This is a genomic window from Erwinia persicina, from assembly GCF_014838825.1.
Taxonomy (GTDB): Bacteria; Pseudomonadota; Gammaproteobacteria; order Enterobacterales; family Enterobacteriaceae; genus Erwinia; species Erwinia persicina_A.
In genome coordinates, this window is record NZ_JACYMO010000003.1 from 140,219 (window position 1) to 157,577 (window position 17,359).

16 protein-coding genes are annotated in these 17,359 nt (G+C 57.9%); 11 read left to right on the forward strand and 5 right to left on the reverse strand.

Annotated elements, in window-relative coordinates; translation table 11 throughout:
* Positions 1-89 precede the first annotated feature (89 nt).
* Positions 90-1,232: a porin gene (locus tag IFU29_RS09830; protein WP_244633672.1), complete on the forward strand. Its 1,143-nt coding sequence runs from the start codon at positions 90-92 to the stop codon at positions 1,230-1,232.
* Between the two features lie 16 nt (positions 1,233-1,248).
* Here the strand turns inward: IFU29_RS09830 and abgT are convergent, their stop codons facing one another.
* The 3 genes from abgT to IFU29_RS09845 all read right to left on the reverse strand — a co-directional run bounded on the left by abgT (position 1,249) and on the right by IFU29_RS09845 (position 5,638).
* Complete coding sequence (abgT, locus tag IFU29_RS09835; protein WP_191933778.1) at positions 1,249-2,772, reverse strand: p-aminobenzoyl-glutamate transporter; 1,524 nt, start codon at positions 2,770-2,772, stop codon at positions 1,249-1,251.
* A gap of 101 nt (positions 2,773-2,873) precedes the next feature.
* A complete protein-coding gene (locus IFU29_RS09840) occupies positions 2,874-4,322 on the reverse strand; it encodes a M20 family metallopeptidase (RefSeq protein WP_191933779.1) in 1,449 nt (482 codons plus the stop codon).
* Positions 4,322-5,638 carry an amidohydrolase gene (locus IFU29_RS09845; RefSeq protein WP_191933780.1) on the reverse strand — a complete coding sequence of 439 codons (1,317 nt, stop codon included), beginning with the start codon at positions 5,636-5,638 and terminating at the stop codon, positions 4,322-4,324. Before IFU29_RS09845 ends, IFU29_RS09840 begins: the two co-directional genes overlap by 1 nt.
* A gap of 131 nt (positions 5,639-5,769) precedes the next feature.
* Between IFU29_RS09845 and IFU29_RS09850 the strand changes: the two genes are divergently transcribed.
* From IFU29_RS09850 to IFU29_RS09875, 6 genes are all read left to right on the forward strand, one after another.
* A complete protein-coding gene (locus tag IFU29_RS09850; protein ID WP_191933781.1) occupies positions 5,770-6,681 on the forward strand; it encodes a LysR family transcriptional regulator in 912 nt (303 codons plus the stop codon).
* Between the two features lie 133 nt (positions 6,682-6,814).
* Entirely contained in the window at positions 6,815-7,324 is a 510-nt protein-coding gene (locus IFU29_RS09855; RefSeq protein ID WP_191933782.1) for a GNAT family N-acetyltransferase, read from the forward strand.
* 122 nt (positions 7,325-7,446) lie between these two features.
* On the forward strand, positions 7,447-8,574 hold the full coding sequence (locus tag IFU29_RS09860) for an ABC transporter substrate-binding protein (RefSeq protein WP_191933783.1): 1,128 nt from the start codon (positions 7,447-7,449) through the stop codon (positions 8,572-8,574).
* Positions 8,575-8,811: 237 nt separating this feature from the next.
* The gene (locus IFU29_RS09865; RefSeq protein ID WP_191933784.1) at positions 8,812-9,537 is read left to right on the forward strand and encodes a gluconate 2-dehydrogenase subunit 3 family protein; all 726 of its coding nucleotides are present in this window, start codon (positions 8,812-8,814) and stop codon (positions 9,535-9,537) included.
* Positions 9,538-9,539: 2 nt separating this feature from the next.
* A complete protein-coding gene (locus tag IFU29_RS09870; protein WP_191933785.1) occupies positions 9,540-11,318 on the forward strand; it encodes a GMC family oxidoreductase in 1,779 nt (592 codons plus the stop codon).
* A gap of 13 nt (positions 11,319-11,331) precedes the next feature.
* Positions 11,332-12,555, forward strand: coding sequence for a c-type cytochrome (locus tag IFU29_RS09875; protein ID WP_191933786.1), 1,224 nt, complete (start codon positions 11,332-11,334; stop codon positions 12,553-12,555).
* A 78-nt stretch (positions 12,556-12,633) separates the two neighbouring features.
* Here IFU29_RS09875 and ftnA read toward each other — a convergent pair whose 3' ends face one another.
* Positions 12,634-13,143: a non-heme ferritin gene (gene ftnA / locus IFU29_RS09880; protein ID WP_191933787.1), complete on the reverse strand. Its 510-nt coding sequence runs from the start codon at positions 13,141-13,143 to the stop codon at positions 12,634-12,636.
* A 395-nt stretch (positions 13,144-13,538) separates the two neighbouring features.
* Positions 13,539-14,516, reverse strand: a complete 978-nt coding sequence (locus IFU29_RS09885) for a sugar-binding transcriptional regulator (protein ID WP_244633673.1) — start codon at positions 14,514-14,516, stop codon at positions 13,539-13,541.
* Between the two features lie 198 nt (positions 14,517-14,714).
* Between IFU29_RS09885 and IFU29_RS09890 the strand changes: the two genes are divergently transcribed.
* From IFU29_RS09890 to IFU29_RS09905, 4 genes are all read left to right on the forward strand, one after another.
* The gene (locus tag IFU29_RS09890; protein ID WP_191933788.1) at positions 14,715-15,644 is read left to right on the forward strand and encodes a tagatose-bisphosphate aldolase; all 930 of its coding nucleotides are present in this window, start codon (positions 14,715-14,717) and stop codon (positions 15,642-15,644) included.
* Positions 15,637-16,239 (forward strand): AAA family ATPase, encoded by a 603-nt coding sequence (locus tag IFU29_RS09895; RefSeq protein ID WP_191933789.1) that lies wholly within the window; start codon positions 15,637-15,639, stop codon positions 16,237-16,239. The genes IFU29_RS09890 and IFU29_RS09895 overlap by 8 nt, the downstream gene beginning before the upstream one ends.
* Before the next feature lie 209 nt (positions 16,240-16,448).
* On the forward strand, positions 16,449-16,892 hold the full coding sequence (locus IFU29_RS09900; RefSeq protein ID WP_062745963.1) for a PTS sugar transporter subunit IIA: 444 nt from the start codon (positions 16,449-16,451) through the stop codon (positions 16,890-16,892).
* A gap of 81 nt (positions 16,893-16,973) precedes the next feature.
* The gene (locus tag IFU29_RS09905; protein ID WP_062745966.1) at positions 16,974-17,273 is read left to right on the forward strand and encodes a PTS sugar transporter subunit IIB; all 300 of its coding nucleotides are present in this window, start codon (positions 16,974-16,976) and stop codon (positions 17,271-17,273) included.
* The last annotated feature ends 86 nt before the right edge of the window (positions 17,274-17,359 follow it).

A 17,359-nucleotide genomic window follows, 5' to 3' on the forward strand; every position in this document is an offset into this window, starting at 1 on the left:
GTCGGCGGGTTACCCTGTTTTGGTTAAAAGTTGTTCAGTTGCACTCTGTAAGCAGGTGAGGTGTCTACCCTGCTTACGGAGTCAGTTTTATGACCAACTGTGCAAAAGCGGCCGGGATGCCGCTCTGTTTTTTGGTGCTGATGCTGTGGGCATCACGGACCCGGGCGGAGATCACCGTCATCAGAAAAAACACCTTCAGCGATCCGCTGCTCTCGCCCCTCAGTCTGAAAATAGCCGGCAGTATCCGCCCCGAATTTGTCTGGGATCGCTCTGCGACGCACGATCTGCGCCGGCACGGCCATGATGGCGGCTCACGTTTTCGCTTTACGGCGGGCTATCAGCTGACCCCTGCGCTCTCGGTTGTGGGGCGTTATCTGTGGGGCGTTGATCTCGCTCACGTTCTGGGGCTGAAACATCACTATAACCCTCATCAGCACTGGGATATTCAACGCCAGATGTTTGGCGGCATAGCCCTGCGGCACGTCGGCCAGCTGACCTATGGTCACCAGCACGGGGTTTATTACGACGTCATCGGCAGTAAAAGTGATATCTGGGATTTCGACGGTAATGCCAGCGCAAACTGGATTGGCGTCCCGGGGGATTATGGCGGCGGCGATCGGCCACGCAACGCGTTTAAGTATAAAAACACGCTGGGGCGTTACACACTCTATGCCGACTATCTGTTGCCGCAGCACGCTGCCCCGCTGGCGGATGACAGGCACTATCAGCGTCGGCACGGGGAGGGCATCGGCGTCGATTATCAGGCCCGGCGCGATTTAACGCTCAGTGCCGCCTGGGATCAGACCAATGCGACAGTGACGGATGCCCGGGGAGAACGACGTCATTACCGGCAACACTTCAGCGGTGCGGCGCTGCGCTGGCGACCGGGCCGCTGGACGCTGGTTGGCACCGCGACCTGGTACCGGCACTATGTGCCGGTCAGCGGCAGGAAGTCGGTCGCGCGCTATTTCGCCCGCCACGGTTACGGACTGGAGACGTTTTTTGGCTATACGTTTTTACCGGGAAAAACCTGGCTGCACGCCGTGCAGCCCTATCTGGCGGCCGATACGTTACGCCTGCGCGGCAACGAGCATTACCATGCCCGTCACGCTTATCTCGGGGCGTATGTCCATGTCGCTTATGGTCTTTCCTTCTACCTGGAACACACCTTCACGGCCACCAGCGACGGGCTGCCGGATACCACCTGGCTGACCTTCTTTTATAACTTTTAACCCTCAGACCGGCCCCTTACGGCATGGAAGGGTAGACGCCCGGTCCAATGGGCAGCCCCAGGGCGTACCATGCCAGCAGCAGCAGGATCCACACGGCAAAGAACACCAGCGGGTAAGGCATGATCAGCGTGTAATAGGTGCCGAGCTGTGCATCCTTGCGGTAGCGCTGCAGAAAGCCGAGGAACAGCGGCAGAAACGGCGACATCGGGGACAGCGGCAGTACAGCAGAATCCGCGATGCGGAATATCATCTGGGCGAAGGCCGGATGAAAGCCGAGCAGCATAAACATCGGCACGAAAATCGGTGCGAGGATCGACCAGATAGCCGAACCGCTGGCAATAAACATGCAGAGGAACGCGGACAGGAACATCAGCCCGATAAACGCCGGGGCACCGGTCATCGCCATCTGCTCCAGCAGGTCGGTCAGCCCCACCGCCATAAACGTCCCCATATTGCTCCAGTTAAACATCGCCACGAACTGGGCCAGCGGGAACACCATGACGATGAATCCGGCCATACTTTTCATCGGTTCAATCAGCAGAGCGGGAATATCATCGGGCCGTTTGATTTGCTTCGTCGACACGCCCCAGGTGATGGAGACCACAAAGAAGAACAGAATAATCAGCGGGACGATGCCCTTAATAAACGGCGACGGGATAATCGACCCGCTGGCCGGATCGCGCAGCATGGCCCCCTCCGGTACCACCATCAGCGCCACCAGAGCGATAAATATCAGCGCGGAAATCCCGCTCATCAGCAGGCCACGGTTCTGCAGGGGGGTCAGGCTGGCCAGCGTCTCTTCGCTGTTACCCTGCCAGGCGGGCAGGCGCGGCTCCACGAATTTATCGGTCAGCAGGCCCCCGGCAACGGTCAGCACTATCACCGAGCTGGCCATAAAGAACCAGTTATCCACCACGCTGACGTGAACCGTATCGCTGACCGCTTTGGCCGCCTCACTGCTGATCCCGGACAGCAGCACATCGGTCGTGACGATCAGCAGGTTGGCGGTAAAACCGGAGGCGACGCCGGCAATCGCCGCCAGCAGCCCGGCAACCGGATGGCGGCCAACGGCGATAAACATCAGCGCCCCCAGCGGCGGCATCACCACTAGCGCGGCATCGGAGGAGATATGGCTGAAGAAGGCGATAAACAGCACCATATAGCTGGCATAGCGGGCGCTGACAAAGGAAGCCATCTTGTTCATCAGTGCCTGCAGCAGCCCGGTACGCTCCGCCAGCCCGGCCCCGATCATCAGCGCGAGGATCGACCCCAGTGGGGCAAAGCCGCTGAAGTTCTTGATAATATTTGGCAGGATCCACTGGATGCCCGCGACACTCAGCAGGTTTTTAACCTCCACCATTTTGCCGCTGGCCGGGTTTTTCACCGCCACGCCGAACCAGGAGAGCAGTGCGGTCGAGACCATCAGCACCACAATCAGATAGACGAATAACAGAAACGGATTAGGCACCTTGTTGCCGATGCGTTCAATCCAGTAAAAGATCCTTCCCGGGCTTTTGTTCGCTGCCGTTGTCTCGCTCATTGGTGTTCACCCTATGCCTTGTCGTCGTTGTGTTGTTGTTTGCGTTTTGTTTTTTTAACGGGGCCGGGATCGAGCCAGGCCTCCGGGTCTGTCTGGAATCGCTACGCCAGCGGCGTTGGTGTTACCCCTGCCGGGATCGGGCAGCGATAGGGCTGCTCCGCGCGCTGGCGGCGGAACGCCTGCTGTGCTTCTGCCAGCAGGCTGTTATCGCTGAACAACGCCAGCGCGGTTGCGGCCAGGGTCTTGCCTGCAAGACACATGCCTTTGTGTGCGACGGAGGTGCGGCCCTGGGCCACCAGCTGCCAGCTGTGCAGCGGCGTGCCGAAGGCAAAGCAGGGGGTGAAGCACTGCGCGGTCGGGGCCACCCAGCTGACATCACCGACGTCAGTCGAGCCGTACAGCACCTCTTCACTGGCGGTGTACGGTGCCACACTGTCCATCAGTACGCGATCGCCCAGCGCGGCTGCCCACTCGCCGCCCGCCGATCCCCCGGTTCGCGCGGCGTTCAGCCGGGCATTGCGCAGATCGTCGGCGCTCAGCGTCTGGCGGATCTCGGCGGCAAACTGGCGTTCTTCCGCGCTGTAATCAGGCAGGCCAAAGTGACAGAGACGATCGTACATCAGCCTTTCCAGCGCCCGGTTGGGCTGATAGTTGGAGCAGGCTTTCTCAAAGCGCACGGTCATTTCAGTGCCGGTCATCAGGGCGGCCCCCCTGGCGATATCGGTCACCCGCTGGTAAATATCCTGCAGCTGATCGAGCTGCGGGGCGCGCACCAGATAGAGCACCTCCGCCTCCGCCTGCACCACATTGGGGGAACTGCCCCCGCTATTGGTCACTGCATAGTGCAGCCGGGCGTCGGGAATAATGTGCTCACGCAGGAAGTTCGCGCCGGTGTTCATCAGGGTCACGGCATCCAGCGCACTGCGCCCGAGGTGGGGCGCGTTGGCCGCGTGGGCCGCCACGCCGCTGAAATGAAATGCCGCCTGAATATTGGCCAGCGTGGCGGTATTAAACATGCCGCTGAAGCCCTCCGGGTGCCAGGTCAGTGCGGCATCGACGTCGTCAAACAGTCCTTCGCGGACCATAAACGTTTTCCCGGAGCCGCCCTCTTCGCCGGGGCAACCGTAAAAGCGAATCGTGCCCGTAGTGCCGTTCTGTTGCAGCCAGGCTTTGACGGCACAGGCGGCGGCCAGCGCCGCGGTACCCAGCAGGTTATGGCCGCAGCCGTGGCCGTTGCCGTCTGCCAACAGCGGGCGGCGCGTGCTGCATTCTGCCTGCTGGCTCAGCCCCGCCAGGGCGTCATACTCGCCCAGCAGGGCGATCACCGGCTGACCACTGCCATAGCTGGCGATAAAAGCGGTATCGATGCCCCCTGCGGCCTGCTCAATGCGAAACCCTTCCTGCTCCAGCGCCGTGGAGAGCAACCCGGCGGCGAAGGTTTCGGTAAAGCGCGTTTCAGGCCGATCCCAGATGGCGTCGCTTAACGCACTGAAGCGTGCCTGATGCCGGTCGATGTAATCCGCCACAAAGTCATTTATTTCCACGTCCATCACGCCTCCGGTTCGAATTCGGCAATATTGACCGCAATCGCCGCCAGCGTTTTCACCGCGACGGCCATCACCTGTTCGTCAAAGTCGAATTTTTCGTTGTGGTGCCCGGCGCTCAGATCGGTACCGAAAATAATGTAGGAGGCCTGGCCACCGCGCTGCTTTACCCGCTCCATCATGAAGGTGGCATCTTCCGACCCGGCGGCTATGCCACGCGTATCGACCAGCGAGGTCAGTTCCGGAATGTGTGCCGCCTGACGGCGGATATAACGCACCCAGGGGGCGGTCGGCTGACTGCTGCGCGCCTCACCCATCAGCGCGATCTGATGCTCAACGCCGTACATCGCGGCAGCACCGGCAAGCGCTTGCAGGGCGCGCTGGTAGATAAAGTCGTTAATTTCATTCGTCGCCCCGCGCGTTTCCACCTTCATCGTGGCGCGATCCGCGACCACGTTACGCCCGGTGCCTGCCTGCAGTACGCCCACGTTGACGCGTGCGCTGCCGCCGCTGTGCTGGGTCAGGGTATGCAGTGCCAGTGCAGCCTGTGCGGCGGCCAGCAGTGCATTGCTGCCTTCTTCCGGGCGTGCCCCTGCATGGGCGGCGTTGCCGCGAAAGCTGACGTCGAGCTTGGTGGTGGCCATAAAGTTATCGCTGCCGCACACCAGTTCGCCCGCCGGCACGCCGGTACCAATGTGGATGGCGGTAAAGAAGTCGACGTCATCAACCACGCCGGCCGCAACCATTGATTTTGCCCCGCGCGTACCTTCCTCGGCGGGCTGGAAGATCAGCTTAATGGTACCAACAAGATCGGCTTCAAACTGCTTCAGCACCTGAGCCAGGCCCAGGCCAATGGTGGTATGGCCGTCGTGCCCGCAGGCGTGCATCATGCCCGGGTTCACAGAGTCAAAGCCTTCGGCATACGGGCGGTGCGCGGAGGTCTGGTTTTCAATCACGTCCAGCGCATCCATATCAACGCGGAATGCCATCACCGGGCCGGGGCGGCCGGTGGCCAGCGTGGCAACAATGGCACAGAAGCCGCCGGAGAAGTGCGGCATCCACTCCGGCAGCGCACCCTGCTCCAGCGCACGCTGCTCGTACTGTGCCAGCACCTCCACGGCGGGGACGCCCATGCGCTCCTCCGCCTTTACCACTTCCCGGCCAAGCTGGAGTGCATAGCCAAGGCGGTGCAGTTCAGCGGCCACCTGCGTGGCGGTACGGAACTCCAGCCAGCCGGATTCGGCAAATTTATGCAGGTCACGCCGCCGTTCCTGCAGGCGGGGAACCATCTCTTTCACAACGTCAGCAATCGCCTCGTGCATAGGATCATCCTTCTGTTTGGGCATCGTCATTTCAGGGTTATCACTTTCTGTTCTACACAATGGAATCCCCAGGCAGAAGATGCCAATATCTTGTGACTGATAAACAGGGGTTATCATCAAACGGAGATCCCATGCCCGCATCCATTAAGCTGCATCAGCTGCGCGCCTTTGTTGAGGTGGCCCGTCACGGCAGCATACGTGCCGCCAGCCGCGCCGCCGGGCTGTCTCAGCCTGCACTGACTAAATCGATTCAGGAACTGGAGGCGGTACTGGGTGCCAGGCTGTTCGTTCGCCGCAGCCAGGGGGTGGCGCTAACCGAAATCGGTGATAACTTTTTCCAACATGCGAGTCTGGTCATCGAAGAGCTGCGCGTCGCGCAGGAGGATATTCAGCAGCGGTTAGGGCTGGCGGGCGGCACGGTCAATATTGGGGTCGGGGGCAGCATTGCCCGCACCCTGATGCCGCAGGTGATCACCCAGTTCCGCCGCCAGTTTCCCCGGGTTAAGATCCGCATCGTGGAGGGGCAGCTGGTATCGATGATCCCCGAACTGCGTCAGGGCGAACTGGATTTCACCATTAATACCTCCTATCCCGGCCATCTTGACAGCGAACTCAGCTATGAACCCCTGATGGAGCGCGAATATCGGGTGGTGATGCGCAAAGGGCATCCGTGTGAACACGCCACCTCACTGGCGGAGTTGCAGCACTGCGACTGGACCATGCCCACCCCGCGCGGCAGTTATTACCGCCTGCTGCACGACCTGCTGCACGATATGGGCATGGCCCCGGCGATCGGCGTCACCTGTGAAACCTTTATGGCCTGCACCAGCCTGATCGCGCAGAGTGATTTTGTCAGCATCCTTTCCAGCGACGTCATCGGTGACCCGATTCTGGGTAATCAGCTGGTGGCGCTGACGATGAAAGAGCCCCTGCCGAAGGCCACGTTTTATTTGATTCAGCGTAAAGACACCACCCTGACGCCGATGGGGGCTGAGCTGGCGCGTTTATTTCGCTTTCATTGCCGGCAGGCCGCGACCGGCTGATGCGGAGCCCACCCCGTGTGTGAGGAAAGAAATTCATCTTACTGTGGATGATTTTTCATTCGCCAGCGCGGGAGTAAAAGCGATAGATTGAAACCGCCAGTAACCTGTTCTTTTAACCCCAGTGGAGTGAGAGATGATGCCTACCGAGCTTGTGACTATTCAGCGTTACCGGGCAAAATATCAGCCGGGTGTGGTCGGGCTGATCCTGCCGATCCAGAATCAGGAGTTCGGCATTGCGATCACCGCAGAGCAGCAGCCAGACCTGAGTGATATTGAACACTTTTATCAGCAGGGGACGGGGGATTTCTGGCTGGCGCAGATTGATGACCGGGTGGTGGGCTGTATCGGCCTGAAGGATATCGGCCAGCAGCAGACGGCCCTGCGCAAAATGTTTGTGGCTGCTCCTTACCGCGGGCGGGAGTGGGGGGTGGCTTCTGCGCTGCTCAATACGCTGATGATGCACGCCCGCGATCGGGGTGTGGTGGATATCTTCCTCGGGACCACCGCGAAATTTCTCGCGGCCCACCGTTTTTATGAAAAAAACGGCTTTCAGGCTATCCCGCCCGCCGACCTGCCTGCACGCTTCCCGTTAATGGCGGTGGACACCCGGTTCTACCGCTTCTCCTTCCAGGGTCATGTCTGAGCCTCCCTGTGCGGCTCAGGCAATATTTTCTGACACATCTTGTAATGACCTCCCTGCCGTCGTAGCATTCCTGTGCAATTCTGAGATTGAGAATAATAATTATTTCCTTTGTGGAGAGTGCGATGACGTTCTGGGGTAAAGCAGTGATTCTGATGGGGAGCCTGATCCTCTCCTCCAGCCTGATGGCGGCACCGTTTGTGGTGGAAGACGTCAGCGGCCGTAAAGTCGAAATTAAATCTGAGGTGAAGCGGGTGATCCTCGGGGAAGGGCGGCAGATCTATCTTTTGGCCGCTTTTGACACCGATGCGCCATTCCAGCGCGTGGTGGGCTGGCGCGACGATCTGCCAAAAGCCGATTTCGACAGCTATCAGATCTACGCCAAAAAATACCCGTCAATCACCGCTCTGCCGACCTTTGGCGGAGCCAAAGACGGCACCTTTAACGTTGAGCAGGCGCTGACGCTGAAGCCCGATCTGGTGCTGATGAATCTGGAGTCGAAAGCGGCCACCGATGAGTCTAAGCTCACCGAAAAACTCGCTAAACTCGGCATTCCGGTGGTGTTTATCGACTTCCGTGAAAAGCCGTTTGAGAATGCAGTGAAAAGTATCCGCATTATGGGGCAACTGGTCGGCAAGCCCGCGCGTGCGGAAGAGATCATCGCCTTCCGCCAGCAGCAGATCGACATCGTGACCGAGCGACTGAAAAACTATCAGGGTCCGCGCCCGAAGGTGATGCTCGATCGCGCCGGGGGCTATACGGAAGAGTGCTGTATGTCATTCGGTGATGAGAACTTCGGCCGCATGGTCGAAGTGGCCGGTGGCACCAATATTGCCAAAGGCCTGATCCCGGGCACGTTTGGCACGCTGAACCCGGAGCAGATTATTGCTTCGCGCCCGGACGTGGTGATCGTCACCGGGGCTAACTGGAAAAATTACAACACCGCCGGCGGCTGGGTAGGCGTCGGGCCGGGAGCCGATCTTACCCTGGCAACGCAGCGTTTAACCGCGCTGATGGCGCGCCCGGCGTTCCGCACCCTGCCGGTGGCGACCAACGGCAATGTCCATGCCATCTGGCATCAGTTCTACGACAGCCCGTACCAGTTTGTCGCCATTCAGATGATCGCCAAATGGCTGCATCCTGAGCTGTTTAGCGATATCGACCCGGACGCCACCTTCCGTGAATTCCATCAGCGTTTCCTGCCGGTGACCTACCAGCCAGGTTACTGGGTGACGTTAAAAGCGACGCCATAGTCGTTGAGGTCAGGGTGCGATCCGCACCCTGACCTCATTCCGTTAGAATTGAACCGGCTGAATCGGTTATCCAGGAAGATTCCTTCTTTTTTCTCATATTCCTTAACAGTTTTCCCCCTCCGTCATTTTTCTTTTTTCTGCGCAGTCGCCTATGTTATCCCCCGCAAAACGCATGGTTTTTTGCTGATGCACTGGCCCCAGTCCGGGGTGGCTCTGACTGTTCACTGGAAGAATACAATGGCAAATCACGATGAGGTCGCCCGTGGAAGGCGACGTTTTCTAAAGCAATCTGTGGCGCTGATCCCGCTGGCTGCGGTGGCCGCTCGCGGGATTGCGCCGTCCGCTGCACTCGCGTCGGGTACCCCTGCCCGTGGCGTCTCTTCTGAACCGGTTCCCCTGTGGTTTAACCCGGGCGAATGGCGTTTTATTATCGCGGCCTGTGCCCGTCTGATCCCCGAAGACGACCTCGGCCCCGGTGCCGTCAGTGAAGGCGTCCCGGTGTTCATTGACCGGCAGATGGAGCAGCCCTACGGCTACGGACAGCTCTGGTATATGCAGCCGCCGTTTGCCGAAGCCATCCCGCAGCTGGGCTATCAGTCTTCACTGGTTCCGCGTGAGACCTACCGCCGGGGGATTGCCGCCGCCGACCGCTACTGTCAGCAGCAGTATCATGCGGATTTCGCGGATTTGACGGCAGCACAGCAGGATGAGGTGCTCACCGCACTGGAAGCCGGACATCTCAATTTAGAACAGGTACCCGGTGCCTTATTCTTTACCCAACTGCTGGAAAATACCAAAGAAGGGTATTTTTCCGATCCGCAGCACGGCGGCAATCAGACGCTGGCCAGCTGGACGCTGATTGGCTTCCCCGGGGCGCGGGCCGATTATCTGGATCAGATGGATCATCCCGGGCAGCGCTATCCGCTGCCGCCGGTGAGCATTTCCGGCCGCAGGGGGGGGTGATAATGAGCCGCTTAAAACATCCTTCGGTTGACGTGTTGATTATCGGCTTCGGCTGGACCGGCGCGCTGATGGCGCGTGAACTGGCAGAAACCGGGCTGAATATCCTGGCGCTGGAGCGGGGAGAAAATCGTGACACCTGGCCTGATTTTGCCTATCCGCGTATTACCGACGAGCTGACGTACGGCATTCGCCTGAAACTGTTCCAGAACGCCGCCCGTGAAACGGTGACGGTACGCCACACCTCTGCCGACCGTGCCATGCCCTACCGGCGCTTTGGCTCTTTCCTGCCCGGTAACGGCGTGGGCGGTGCAGGCGTACACTGGAACGGCATGCTGTGGCGGCCGCTGGAGGCCGATCTGAAACTGCGCAGTACCGTGACGGAACGCTACGGCGCCGGAGTGATCCCGGCGGATATGACGCTGCAGGATTATCCCGTCAGCTATCACGAACTGGAGCCTTATTTTGAAAAGTTCGAGAAGATCTGTGGAACCTCAGGCATGGCCGGCAATATTGACGGTCTGCACATTGCCGGAGGCAATCCGTTTGAAGCCCCGCGCCGCGCCCCTTATCCGACAAAGCCGCTGAAGCAGCAGTACGCCGGACAGCTGTTTGCACGGGCAGCCGAAAGTCTGGGTTACAGCCCGTTCCCCATTCCGGCGGCAAACTGTACCGGGGCCTGGAAGAACCCCTACGGCGTGCAGCTCGGCGTATGTAACTATTGCGGATTCTGCGAACGCTTCGGCTGTTTTAATGGTTCAAAAGCGTCGCCGCAGTCAACGGTGCTGCCTTCACTGCGTCAGTTTTCTAACTTTTCCCTGCGCACCCGGGCGCAGGTCATTCGCATCAACACCGATGCCAGCGGCAAAAGGGCCACCGGGGTGATCTGGGTGGATGAGCAGGGACAGGAGCATGAGCAGCCTGCGGAGCTGGTGATCCTCAGCGCTTTCCAGCTGCATAACGTCCGGCTGCTGCTGCTGTCGGGGATCGGTAAGCCTTACCATGCGCAAAGTGGGGAAGGGGTGGTTGGTCGTAACTACGCTTACCAGATGAACGGCAGCCTCGATCTGTTCTTCGGCAACAGGCATAACTTCAATCCGTTTGCCGCCTCCGGAGTGACCGGCACGTTTATTGACGATTTTAATGCTGAGAATTTTGACCACAGCGGGCTGGGCTTTATTGGTGGGGCCACCCTGGGGGCGGCGACCAGCGGCGGGCGACCTATCCAGCAGATGAAGTTGCCTCAGGGCTCCCCGCAGTGGGGATCCGGCTGGAAAAAGAGCATCCAGCAGCACTATCTGCACACCATGAGCATCGGATCGTCCGGCTCGGTCATGCCTTACCGGCAGTGTTATCTGGATCTTGACCCGACGTACCGCGACATCCACGGCCAGCCGCTGCTGCGAATGACGTTTGACTGGCAGCCCAATGAGCTGAAGATGACGCAGTTTATGCAGGGTAAGGCTGAGCAGATTGCCCGTGAGATGGGAGCGCAGCACGTGGAGTCAGGCTTTATGAAGCCAGGTGACCACTACGACGTGCGGCCCTATCAGTCGACCCATACCACGGGCGGGACGGTGATGGGGGATAACCCGAAAACCAGCGTGGTGAATAAGTATTTACAGAGCTGGGATGTGCACAACCTGTTTGTGCTCGGGGCATCGGTCTTTCCTCAAAATCTGGCCTACAACCCCACCGGGATTGTCTGTGCCACGGCGCTGTGGGCGGCGCATGCCATCCGCACCGATTATCTTGCCCAGCCCGGACCGCTGGTACAGGCCTGACAGGGAGTCAGTGATGAATATACGACACTATGGTTTGTGTGTGCTGCTGGTGGCCGCCAGCGGAAGTCGTGCCGCCGCCCCTGACAGTCTTAGCGCGGGGCATTACCTGGCGCTGGCCTCGGACTGCGCGGCCTGCCATACCGCCAAAAAAGGCCGACCCTACGCCGGCGGGCTGAAGATGGAGACGCCCATCGGGGCGCTCTATTCGACCAATATTACCCCGGATGTCCGGACGGGTATCGGTGATTACAGCTATCAGGATTTTTCCCGCGCCCTGCGCGAAGGCAAGGCCCGTGACGGAAGGAACCTGTATCCGGCGATGCCTTATACCGCGTTCAGCAAGTTTGATGACCAGCAGGTGCACGCGCTGTATGACTATTTTACCCAGGAGGTGCCTGCCGTGCGGCAGGAGAACCGCAAAAGCGATATTCCCTGGCCGCTGAGCATACGCTGGCCGCTTGGGGTGTGGAACCTGCTGTTTCACGATGACGAGCGCTATCTTAACGATCCGCTGCACAGCGAACAGTGGAACCGCGGGGCATGGCTGGTACTGGGGCCGGGACACTGCGGCAGCTGCCATACGCCGCGCGGTTTCGCCCTGCAGGAAAAAGGGCAGGACCACCACGACAGCGCCTATCTTACCGGTGGTACCCTTGGCGGCTGGCATGCGCCCGACCTGCGGGGTAACAATGTCCGGGGACTGGGGAGCTGGACGCCGCAGGATATCGTCACGTTTCTGAAAACCGGGCAGAACGACCGCACCATGGCGTTTGGCCCGATGGCCGATGTGGTTGAACAGAGTACGCAGTACCTGACACCGGCCGATCTCAAGGCTATCGCGGTATTCCTGAAAAGCCTGCCCGCCGGCACGTTCTCCACGGCGCTGGCGCGCGAGGATTATGCCGATCTGAACTCCCCCGGCGCGGCGCTGTATCAGGATAACTGTGCGGCGTGCCACCGCAGCGACGGCCGGGGCTATGCCCGCACCTTCCCCGCACTGGCGGGCAACGCAGCGCTGCAGGGCAACGATCCTTCATCACTGATTTCAATGATCCTGCACGGCGGCAGGGCACCTGTCACCCGACAGGCGCTGACTGGCATGAGAATGCCGGATTTTGGCTGGCGATTGACGGATCAACAGGTCGCCGGGTTGAGCAACTTTGTGCGTAACAGCTGGGGAAATCAGGCCAGTGAGGTGACGCCGCAGCAGGTGAAGGCCGTGCGGGAGGGGCAGTAACAGGGTTAATACAGGGAGGACAGCTTCTCAGCAGGGGCGACCGGAAAAGGTCGCCCCCGTTTAGCGGGACCGCAGCGATTAGGCCTGGTGCGCGCCGGGCTCACTCAGTTTCTGCAGGTCTTTATCCACGAAGAACAGTGCCTGACCGCTGTTACCCACCAGCGCCAGTTTATCCAGGACAGATTTAAACAGTTTCTCTTCTTCATGCTGCTCAGAGACGTACCACTGCAGGAAGTTAAAGGTGGAGTAATCCTGCGTGGTCATGGCGGCATGTGCCAGCTCATTGATTTTTTTGGTGATCAGCTGCTCGTGCTGATAGGCCTGCTCCAGCACTTCGTGCAGGGAGTTAAAGGTGACCGGCGGCGCGTCGATAGTGCCCAGCACCGGCATGGCACCAGTATCACTCAGGTAGTTGAACAGACGCTGCATGTGCTGCATCTCTTCGGTGGAATGCTCACGCATAAACGCGGCAGCCCCTTCAAAACCTTTGTCATTGCACCATGCGCTCATCTGCAGGTACAGGTTGGCAGAGTAGAATTCCAGATTCAGTTGATCGTTCAACTGAGCGGTCATTTCATTCGTCAGCATGGTGACTCCTTAACATTATATTTTTAGCGAGATTTCTACTCTCAATAATTTGCGTTGCAGAGACACGGTAAATGTATCTGGAACGTAAATCATAACGAGTAAAAGAGGTGATTTCTGCGCATTATGCACCCAGACTGATAAAATAAAAACCGTTTTATATAGCATTGGCTAATTTATTTATACACAGCTAAAGGACTGATTGGTAAGTGATAATCATTCCATGATGAATCTGAATTGTTCTGGTTTTTAAATAGTTATGATAACTGTTCTTATTTATATCAAAGCGGGCTATAAAGACGTAATGAGAATTAATCAGCTTTAGGTTGTTTCTGATAACGTATTCATTTTACGTTAATTAGCTGTCTTTGCCCGTTGGACAAAGACAGCCAGCGCATTTATTGAGGGTCACTGACCAGACGGTCGATAATGGCCTGAGCGGTTTTAATATCGGTGACCAGGGCATTGATCATCCCCGAGCGGACGGCCCCGATAATCCCGGCGGCTTTTTCCGGCGTGGCCGCCACGCCGATACACAGAGGCGACTGGCGCAGCTGGTCGGGTGAAGCGGCGATCATCCGCTGCTCTCCTTCCCAGTGCAGCACCTCTCCCTGTTCCGTGACGTAGTGGCGCAGCACATCGCCCGCTGCGTGACTGAGGGCCTGCTCATCAGGCGTGGCGGTAGAAGCTTCGCTGGCGTGCGGCGCATGATGCGTCAGGCCGACGCCGACAATCGCCACATCCAGCTTATCCCACAGGGAGGTAATTTGCTGCACGCCCGGGTCGCAGAGAAACGCGTCACGCAGCACCGGCGATGAAATATAGGGCGCATGGAGAAAGTGGGGGGTCCCCGCCATCTGTTCTGCGGCCTGGCGCACAAATTCATTAATCTGAAAGTGCGCTGCCGCCTGCTGCATACCGCCGTTAAGCGCCACGGTCAGCACGCCCGGCAGGCGCGGCAGGCCGGATAACGTCACTTCACGCACCGCACGCCCCCAGCCAATCCCCACCACCGACCCGCTGACCAGATCGGCCTGCTGGAGTAATGATGCCAGCGGCGCGCTGAGCGCGCTGAGGACGTTAGCGGGCGGCGACTCAACCACGGCGGCGGTTTTTAACCCCAGCCGGGCGATCAGATCCGCCGTGATCTCCTCAGGTGAGGTCAGCTCAATCACCTCTATGCGCACAATGCCCGCAGCACGGGCTTTGGTCAGCAGACGCGAAATAGTGGCGGTGGAAACCCCCAGCTTTTTCGCGATATCAACCTGCGACATATCGGACTGATAGTGCAGCTTCGCCACCATATGCATCATCGCCCGCGTGGTGGCGGGATCTTGTAAAAGAGGTTCTTTCAGGGTTGTAATTCCTTTCTGCAATGTATTACACTCATTTCATCGGTTGGAGAATTATTGCGCAACACCAGAAAAATTGCAATGTGCACAGGTGGCTGAAACCCCTGACAGGACTGGAGATTCACCGGCATCAGCCCGGCGTCGTGCACTCAGGCTAAAGGTAATTTTCGGGTCGTCGCTGACGGCTTTTTTACCTGGTATCTCTACAACGGAGCACATCTCATGTCACATATGTCCACTTCTGAACTGCGCGGTTATCAGCAAATTTGCGGCAGCAATGGCGCGATGCTGGTGATTGCCTGCGACCAGCGCGGCGCAATGCGTACCCTGTTAAGCGCCGATCCTGAACAACAAAAATCCATCTCCGAGCAGCAGCTCGGCGGTATTAAAGCCGACATTACCCGCTACCTTGCCAGTCAGGCCTCCTGCGTGCTGGTGGATGCCGTCTGCGCGGTGCCCGACCTGGTGGATGACGGTATCATTGCCCGAGATACCGCCCTGCTGATCGGCCTGGATGCCTCCGGTTTTGACACCACGCCGGAAGGCTATCGTCATTCGCGTCTGGTCGGGGGCATCAGCGCCCGCCGCGTGCGCGAACTGGGCGGTAACGGCGGTAAAATTATGGTCTATTTACGTGCCGATCGCCCGGATGCCAATCAACATAACCTCGATATCCTGCGTCACTGCATTGAAGACTTTACCCGTGAAGACCTGCTGCTGGTGGTCGAGTTCCTGACCTATCCGCTGCCTGACGAAACGGAGGAAGCGTATAAAAGCCGGGTGCCGTCACTGATTTATGAAGGAACGAAACTGTCGCTGGCACTGGGAGCCAAGGTGCTGAAGATCCCGTATCCGGGGTCGGCTAAGGACTGTGCCGCTATCACGGCGCTTGCCGGCGACGTGCCGTGGGCCGTACTCTCTGCAGGGGTGGATCACAGCACCTTCCTGACGCAGGTGGCGGATGCGATGAGCAACGGGGCTTCCGGCGTCATTGCCGGGCGGGCATTATGGAAAGACTGCATCTCGCTGGACAGCGGCGTCACCCGCGAAAAACTGGAAACCCTGGCCATCCCCCGTCTGCGTGAAATCCAGGCCGTTATCGGGCAGCATTTCCACGCCCGTAAAGCAGAGGAAAAAAACCGTCATGCCTGAGTCGTCTGTTTTGCCGCATTCCGTTCCCCAGCCCGGGGGTAAACGCCTGGTGATGGTGAACGGTGTACCCGCGTCGGGAAAAAGCCATATTGCTACCCGTCTGGCGACGGAAACCGGCTGGCCGCTGCTGACGCTGGATCAGATCAAAGAGCCGTTTATGCGTCAGATCGACGGGATCGATCGCCCGATGAACCGTAAGCTGGGCATTGCTGCTTATCAGGTTATCTGGTCGATTATTGCCGCCGCCCCGGCGGGCCATACCTTTATCGTCGATGCGTGGTTTGGCTTCCAGCCCAAAGCAGATCTGGCCGCTTTTATCCCGGCGGCAGGAATTGAACGTGTGGTGGAGGTCTGGTGTCAGATCCCCGGTGAGATGGCGGCACAACGCTACAGCAGCCGGCTGGGCTCAAGGTTACCGGGCCACCCGGGAGCGGATTATGTGGCAGAACTGCAAGAGCTGGCCGATCGCGCCGAGCCGATGCAGCTGGGGCCGGTGTGGGTCGCCGATCAGCGGTGCGAGACTGACTTCACCCAATTAGTTCACTGGCTACAGGAGAATATCGATCAGGTTGCGTATCTACATTCACAGGGCTAACAATAACCAGGATTAATCCTGAATATTGGCGGCATATTTAATAAAGAGTGTAACCACTGGTTTAATTCGCCAGCGGATAACCATGGCTGTTAATATAATTAACTGATAATAAGTTATTTATTATTAAATAAGTCAACCCGATCACATTTTTATCTTTCTGCAAAAAGTATAGTGAATTAACGTTTGGGGTAATTAAAAGGCGACGAGGTATGTTAACCGACTGGATTAATCACAGTAATCTGACACTGTTAACGCATACTGATAACTGGCGAAAGGCGGTGGAGATTGCACTGCAACCCATGATCGATAATGGTGCCGTACAGCCCCGATACCTTAACGCTATTTATGATATGCATGAACAGATTGGCCCCTATTATGTGCTGGGTGAGGGGATTGCCATGCCTCATGCCCGACCAGAAGAAGGGGTGAATCATACGGCACTCTCTCTGTTAATTGTTTCCGAAGGCGTGAGTTTTGGCAGTGAAGATAATGACCCGGTATATGTCATATTTGCCCTGGCCGCTGTCGACAGCCACTCACATATTGAAATGATCGCCAGCCTGTCTCAGCTTTTTTGTGAGGACAATGTGGTTGAACAGTTAAGGCAGGCACGGGATAAACCCGCGGTGATGAAGATTCTTCAGCAGTTTTAAACCGCAGCAGGGCAGGGATGCCCGTCAACATACCCGCAGTCAGTGGTCGCGGACTTACAGACACTTAATAAGGTATGCCTGATGAAAAAATTATCTATTCTGGCCGTATGCGGTGCCGGGCTTGGCAGCAGTTTTGCCTGCGAAATGAGTATTGAAGCGGCCCTGAAAGATCTGGGTGTTGATGCTGAACTATCACACTGTGATATTTCCAGTGCAACCTCCTCCCGGGCGGATATTATCATGACCGGGGAAAACTTCCGTTCACAGTTTCAGCATTATACGATCAACTCCACCATTATCTACCTGAAGCGCCTGGTAGATAAGAATGAAATAAAATTAAAACTAGAACCGATCCTGAAAGAGAAAGGCTATCTTATTTAATTTCCTTTTAATCTAAACCAATAACCCTCCATTGTTTACGCGGTATTATGCCGCCTGAGCCGGAAGGGTATCTGTGCCCAAAAACA